At 49.7% G+C, this 5914-nt stretch carries 6 protein-coding genes and 1 pseudogene; 5 read left to right on the top strand and 2 right to left on the bottom strand.

Annotated features, from left to right (window positions below; all coding sequences use genetic code 11):
- Positions 1–45: 45 nt before the first annotated feature.
- Positions 46–288 (top strand): hypothetical protein, encoded by a 243-nt coding sequence (locus AC6R1O_RS11175; protein ID WP_500657028.1) that lies wholly within the window; start codon positions 46–48, stop codon positions 286–288.
- A 339-nt stretch (positions 289–627) separates the two neighbouring features.
- Here AC6R1O_RS11175 and AC6R1O_RS11170 read toward each other — a convergent pair whose 3' ends face one another.
- Both AC6R1O_RS11170 and yjeH read right to left on the bottom strand, forming a co-directional pair.
- On the bottom strand, positions 628–1974 hold the full coding sequence (locus tag AC6R1O_RS11170; RefSeq protein ID WP_500632052.1) for a magnesium transporter: 1347 nt from the start codon (positions 1972–1974) through the stop codon (positions 628–630).
- A 178-nt stretch (positions 1975–2152) separates the two neighbouring features.
- Positions 2153–3409, bottom strand: coding sequence for an L-methionine/branched-chain amino acid transporter (yjeH, locus tag AC6R1O_RS11165; protein ID WP_500632051.1), 1257 nt, complete (start codon positions 3407–3409; stop codon positions 2153–2155).
- A 182-nt stretch (positions 3410–3591) separates the two neighbouring features.
- On the opposite strand from yjeH, the gene AC6R1O_RS11160 reads away from it, so the two are divergent.
- The 4 genes and pseudogenes from AC6R1O_RS11160 to AC6R1O_RS11145 all read left to right on the top strand — a co-directional run.
- A complete protein-coding gene (locus tag AC6R1O_RS11160; protein WP_334551550.1) occupies positions 3592–4047 on the top strand; it encodes an Lrp/AsnC family transcriptional regulator in 456 nt (151 codons plus the stop codon).
- Positions 4037–4957, top strand: coding sequence for a LysR family transcriptional regulator (locus tag AC6R1O_RS11155; RefSeq protein ID WP_334552186.1), 921 nt, complete (start codon positions 4037–4039; stop codon positions 4955–4957). The genes AC6R1O_RS11160 and AC6R1O_RS11155 overlap by 11 nt, the downstream gene beginning before the upstream one ends.
- 89 nt (positions 4958–5046) lie before the next feature.
- The gene (locus AC6R1O_RS11150) at positions 5047–5661 is read left to right on the top strand and encodes a LysE family translocator (protein ID WP_334551552.1); all 615 of its coding nucleotides are present in this window, start codon (positions 5047–5049) and stop codon (positions 5659–5661) included.
- A gap of 125 nt (positions 5662–5786) precedes the next feature.
- Positions 5787–5914 (top strand): annotated as a pseudogene (locus AC6R1O_RS11145) (OsmC family protein); the annotation flags it as partial.

Genomic DNA, 5914 nt, shown 5'->3' with positions numbered 1-5914 from the left:
ACCCCTTTGCGTGCGTTGCTCGGGACCGGTCCTAAGCTGTAATTGTTGTCATCAGCCATTGTATTACCTCCGCAGAATGAGACTGTCTTTACCAGAATGTATTCGATTGCGGCGCGTATTATGGGGGTGTATTTTGCGCTGTCAATGCAAGTGGCGGCTTGTAAAACGGTTGCTTGGATGTTTTTGATTGATTTGATCAAGGAAAACAGTGCGTTGTGTATTTATTATTTTATGTTTTCTATTGGAATATTGATTATTCCAGGATTTGTGTTGCTAATAATTGGGTGAGTGCCATCAGTATTTTGTATGGATGAGCAAAAATAAAAAAAAGAGCCAGAAACCGTGAGGATTCTGGCTGATATTGGGTGTGAACAAATTGGGTTCACTAACAACGTCAGTTGGCTAGGTGACCCTAACGCTAGGGTCACTGTATAGATAGCAGGTTATGTGCCAACTTTAATATGCTCGCTGTGTCAGGCTTTACGTTGAGATTGAGACTAAGAAAGAGTGGCTGGTTGCATATTGGCATTGCATATTGCGAATACATCAGCATATTGCGAACTGAGGATCAGATTGCGCACCTTGTGGGTGCGCGCAATCGGAGGTCATCTTATGTGCCGCTAGGGCTTAGAGCATGACGAGACTCGCTGTGCCGAGAAAGGCGAAAAAACCCACCACGTCAGTCACAGTTGTCAGGATGACGGAGCCTGCCAGTGCAGGGTCAAGTTTGAGTTTGTCGAGAACAATTGGGATCAGCACACCAAATAGAGCGGCGGTAATAATGTTGACGACGATCGCCAGCGCGATGGTGGCCCCTAATATGACAGACTGAAACCACAGTCCGGCGAGTCCACCAATGATGACTGCCCACAGCAATCCGTTGATAGAGCCAATGCCCACTTCATTTTTCATTAGCGCCCAGCGGTTCCCCGCTGTGATCTGGTTGAGCGCCATCGCACGGACCATCAGCGTTAACGTCTGGCTACCTGCGATGCCACCCATCGAGGCGACGATGGGCATCAAGACCGCCAGTGCAACCACTTGAGCGATAACATCTTCAAACAAGCCGATAGTGACTGAGGCAAGGATTGCCGTCATGAGATTGATGCCAAGCCAAACCCCACGCTTTTTCGAGCTGCGAATGATGGGCGCAAACAGGTCGTCCCCTTCATCCATACCGGTACCCGCCATTAGGCGCGCTTCGTATATTTCTCGTTGAGTACTGAGGGCAAAATGCCAATCCACTTCACCAATCAAGGTGTCATCGTCATCGGTCACTGGCATGGTGGAGAGTGAAGAGTGCTCCAACGCCTCGATACTTTCAGAAAGTTCTAGCTTGGCGTTTAATGTGACAGGGTGCTCTAGCGCCAATGATTTAAGCCTGTCGCCCGGCTCGGCGCGCAGCAAATCGATATAGCGCACTATACCTCGAAACTGTTTCTTCTTGTTGATCAGATAGATGTGCTCAGGGGCGTCATAGCTGTAGCGCTCCATCAAACCTTTCGCTTTCTCAACGGAAATGGTGAAGGGGAGCGTGACCACTTTTCGTTCGGCCCAACGACCAATCTGATCATCTTCATAGGCATTCGCTTGATCGTAAAGCTCAAGTTCATCTTTTTCGATCAGGCGTAGCGCTTCATTGATGATCTCCTCAGGGAGTGAGTCAGACCATTCAATCAGAGATAAGTTATCCAGTTTGGCGAGGGTTAATTTGAGTTCAACCTCAGACAGCTCTTTGATGATGGAGTGGCGAACTTCCGCACGCGCTTCGGTAAGTACTTCAATATGCAGCTCAAGGGGCAGGCTGCGCCAAAGTCGCACACGGTCATCAATGGGAAAGGCCTCGAGAATCAGCGCCAAAGCGCCGGGCTCAAGTCCGTGTTCGATAGATTCGTTAAGAGTTGTGACCTGCTCACTGTCTTCACTGCGAAGCAGTTCGGCGATCAAAATAGAGAGATCTTGAAATTGGCTCACAGAGCACTCCAGCCGTTATTGTCCGTTTAAACGCTGTGTTCAAAGTACTCGAAAACGGCAGAAAAACAATACTCTATCTTGAAAAACCTAGCACACAAACCCAACAAAACGGGACATGTTGGGTTGAATGATTGCTTTTGCACCAATAACGTCGGTCAATCTCTCTCTTGTACTGGTTTTAGGTGGCTTGCGGCGGCAGTTTACGCCATTTATGCCAAGGGAGTGTGAGCACGGCAAAAATGGTCACGGCGTAAAACATCGACCAGCCTAAACAGAGAAACACAAGGCTACAGAGCAGTAGCGCGACGCTCGCTAAGACTTTATCCACGCCGCGCAGCAGTTTGTAGGCCGCCAGCATCGCCAGTAGATAAACCAAAACAAAGATCCCGTTGGCGAGCTTAAGGAAAAACTCCAAGTTAAGGCCGGAAATTTCACCCACGACGCAAGAAAGCAGCAGCACAGCGCCAACGGCAATCGTTGCGTTTGCCGGCACGCCACGCACTGACAATCTTGCAAGCGCACTGTGTGGCGTGTAATCACGCGCTTGCGACCAAACCATACGCGAGAGACTTTGAGTGTAGAGATTGACGCTTGCAAAACAGGCCGCAAAGCCGATGATGCTGATGAGCCACTTGACGCTCGGACCAAACAACTGAGCTGCCATCCACGGAATAGAGGTGCTTTCAAATTGCGCAGAGCCATACGCGCCCAATTTTAAAATCACGACCGAGCAAGCCCAATAGGTAAGGCCGGCGACTAAACAGCCAATCACAATTGCGATGGGAAAATCGCGTTCTGGGTTTTTAAACTCTTCCCCCATGTGGGCGAACGCTTCGATACCGACAAAGCACCAAAACATCACGCCGAGCGCCGCGCCAATCGGCAGCCAATCTTGTTGGCTCAAGGTGGGGAGCGTGATGTCATCGGTCTTTAGATCACTTTGCCACCAAAACGCGACGACGAGGGCAAAGATTGCGAGCGCAATCACCGTTTGTAGACGGCCCGAAGATTTCGCCCCAGATAAGTTAACCAGCACGAGTAATAACACGGTGATCACTTGCGCAAGCAAAGGGTCTTGAAGGCTAGTAGGAAGAATCTGTTCAAGAAAGCCCGCAGCCAACGCAATGGCGGCAGGTACACCGACAGGAATGACACTCAAAAACAGCCACGCGACACTTTTTTCAAGGCGGGGGCCAAACGCCATTCGTACAAAATAGGCGGTTCCGCCAGCGTTGGGGTAGCGTTTACCTAACTGGGCGAACGTGAGCGCAATGGGGCAGATGGCGATAAACAGCAGCAACCAAGCCCATAGCGACGCTTCAGCGGCAATGCCGGCAGCGATGGCGGGCACCATAAATAGCCCAGTGCCGAGTAATGTGGTCGAGAGTTGGCCGATGCCTGATAATAACGAGATTTCTTGTTTGAGTTGGTTCATGTCGCATCCTAGCGCGGGGTGATTGGCCAAGCTTAACCAATTGTGTCTATCTCGGCATCCATCAATGTGTCTCGCTTATCCGTCACTTTGACGTTTTTTCACGTATCGCCCGCCATTTTGTCATCTTTTCTTCCTGTTCGTTTTGTGTCAAATTGACCAAAGGGCAAGTATGAGAAAAAGAAATGGATAAATTCGATAATAAAATCATTACATTACTCAGAGGCAACGCTCGATTGTCTGTCAGTGAACTCGCCCGTCAGGTGAACTTGTCCCGCTCTGCTGTGACGGCGCGTATTCAGCGTTTAGAAGCGGAGCGAGTGATCCTCGGTTATCACGCAGAAATTGCTCAGCCAGACACCAGTAGCGCCAAAATCCAAGCCTATCTCGCACTCAAATTTGATACGACGAAAACCAGGCACTATTGCGATCATTATGCCCCGCGTATTTATCAGATTGAAGGGGTGAAGTGGTGCCATGCCATCAGTGGTGAAACGGACATGATGCTGTTTGTCGAAGTGGAGAGTATGGCGCAGCTATACCGGATTCGAGATGAGCTGTACACCATCCCAGAGCTGCGTCATTTGGTGACGCATACCGTTTTAACTGAGTTCTTCAACACGCTTCATGATGCTCAATAACATCAACTTAAACTTGCTACGGGCGTTATCGGTGTTACTGGACGAGTGCCATGTCAGCCGCGCAGCAGAGCGTTTGCACATTACTCAATCTGCGGTAAGCCGTCAGTTGGCTCAGCTACGTACGCTATTTGATGATCCACTGCTGGTGAGAGACGGTAACCAATTGGTTCCAACCCCTCGTGCGCTGGTTATTAAGAAGCGCTTGGATCGGATGTTCTCTGAGGTGGATAATCTGTTGGCCGATGCGCCGTTTCAACCGCACAATTGGCGACAAGAGTTTGTGTTTTCCTCGAGTGATTATGTCGCGCAGTACATCGTACCTAGCGTAGTCTCGGTCTTGACCGATCAAGCCCCTAATTTGAATCTGACGTACAAGCTGTGGGACCCAGATTATTTGGACCAACTCCATACGAACGGTATTGATCTGGCGTCAACCATGCTCCCTCGTCAGCCAGAGTACGTCAGTTCCGTGCTGATCGGTGAAGACAAATCCGTTTTGTTGATGCGTCAAGGGCATCCGCTTGCCGATAAAGGTGCGGTATCGATGGAAGATATGCTGGCTTACCCACATTTGAAAGTCACAGGGGGCGGCGACAAGGACACCAGCACCGATGTGGTACTGAACGCGCTTGGTCACACACGACGCGTTGCCTTGAAAGTGCCGTTCTTTACCGCCGCAGTCAATGCTCTGCAAAGCAGCCACTACCTGATGGTGGTACCAGAACACATAGCGATTAACTTGTCGCGGGATGCGTCACTTCTTTATCGTCCTTTGCCTTTTGATACGGCCAGTCATCTCTATTGGTTGATTTGGCATCCCAAGTACGATCTTGATCCTGCTCATCAATGGATGAGAGAGGTTGTGCTGAGCGCTATGCGCACATCCCCTTACTCGATAGGTATGATATGAAATCATGATGCTTATGAAAAAGTTTGATTTCAAATCATAGCTAATCAGCATTATCGTTACGCCATTCACATGGATTAGGACACGTTTTCATGACCTTAACGATTTGGTTTTCACTTTTCACGATTTGTCTACTCGGTGCTATGTCTCCGGGGCCTAGTTTGGCCATGGTGGCAAAGCACAGTTTGGCGGGCGGGCGCATCAATGGATTTGCCGCCGCATGGGCGCACGCTTTTGGTATTGGCGTCTATGCGTTTATTACCTTAATTGGCTTAGCTGTGGTGTTGCAGCAATCACCCTTGCTATTCAAGGGGATTAGCTACGCCGGTGCCGCGTACCTTATCTACCTTGGCTATAATGCGCTGCGTTCTAAAGGTGGCGTAGCGGCAAGGCTAGAGTCGGGCGAGCCAACACCAGTGGCTCAATCGGCGCGAGAAGGGCTGCTGATTTCTCTGCTCAGCCCGAAAATTGCGCTGTTCTTCATCGCGCTGTTTAGCCAATTTGTCGCAGTCGGTGACACCTTTGCCGCGAAGTCGATCATCGTGCTCACACCGTTTGTGGTGGATGGGCTCTGGTATACCTTAATTACGTTTTTGCTCTCAAGTCCGAAGCTTATCGATAAAATTCGCTCTAAAGCCGTATTGATTGATAGACTATCAGGGTGTGTATTGATACTGCTCGCAGCGCGAGTTTTGCTGACCGTATAATCGCTAATCGCCGGTATCAGCATGCGCTGAAGCAATGAACAGACAACAGAGCGCGAGTGAGTTTTTCACTGGCGCTTTTTACACACTGACGTTTTCGCAGTTTTTAAATGAGTAGAGAGACAATCATGCAAGCAGAAGTTAAGTGGATCGATGAGTTCAAGTTTTTAGGTCATTCCCAATCGGGCCACTCTGTCGTGATGGATGGCAATGGCGGTGCGAGCGCGCCTAGCCCAATGGAGATGGTGTTGATGGC

The sequence above is a fragment of the Vibrio sp. R11-SG3-ISO3-SZ genome, from assembly GCF_059834345.1.
This window is presented reverse-complemented; position numbering and strand designations above follow the sequence as displayed.

Excerpts from the sequence above, each read along its gene's own strand:
- yjeH (WP_500632051.1), bottom strand. The coding sequence starts at position 3,409 with ATGAACCAACTCAAACAAGAAATCTCGTTATTATCAGGCATCGGCCAA.
- AC6R1O_RS11160 (WP_334551550.1), top strand. The coding sequence starts at position 3,592 with ATGGATAAATTCGATAATAAAATCATTACATTACTCAGAGGCAACGCT.
- AC6R1O_RS11155 (WP_334552186.1), top strand. The coding sequence starts at position 4,037 with ATGCTCAATAACATCAACTTAAACTTGCTACGGGCGTTATCGGTGTTA.
- AC6R1O_RS11150 (WP_334551552.1), top strand. The coding sequence starts at position 5,047 with ATGACCTTAACGATTTGGTTTTCACTTTTCACGATTTGTCTACTCGGT.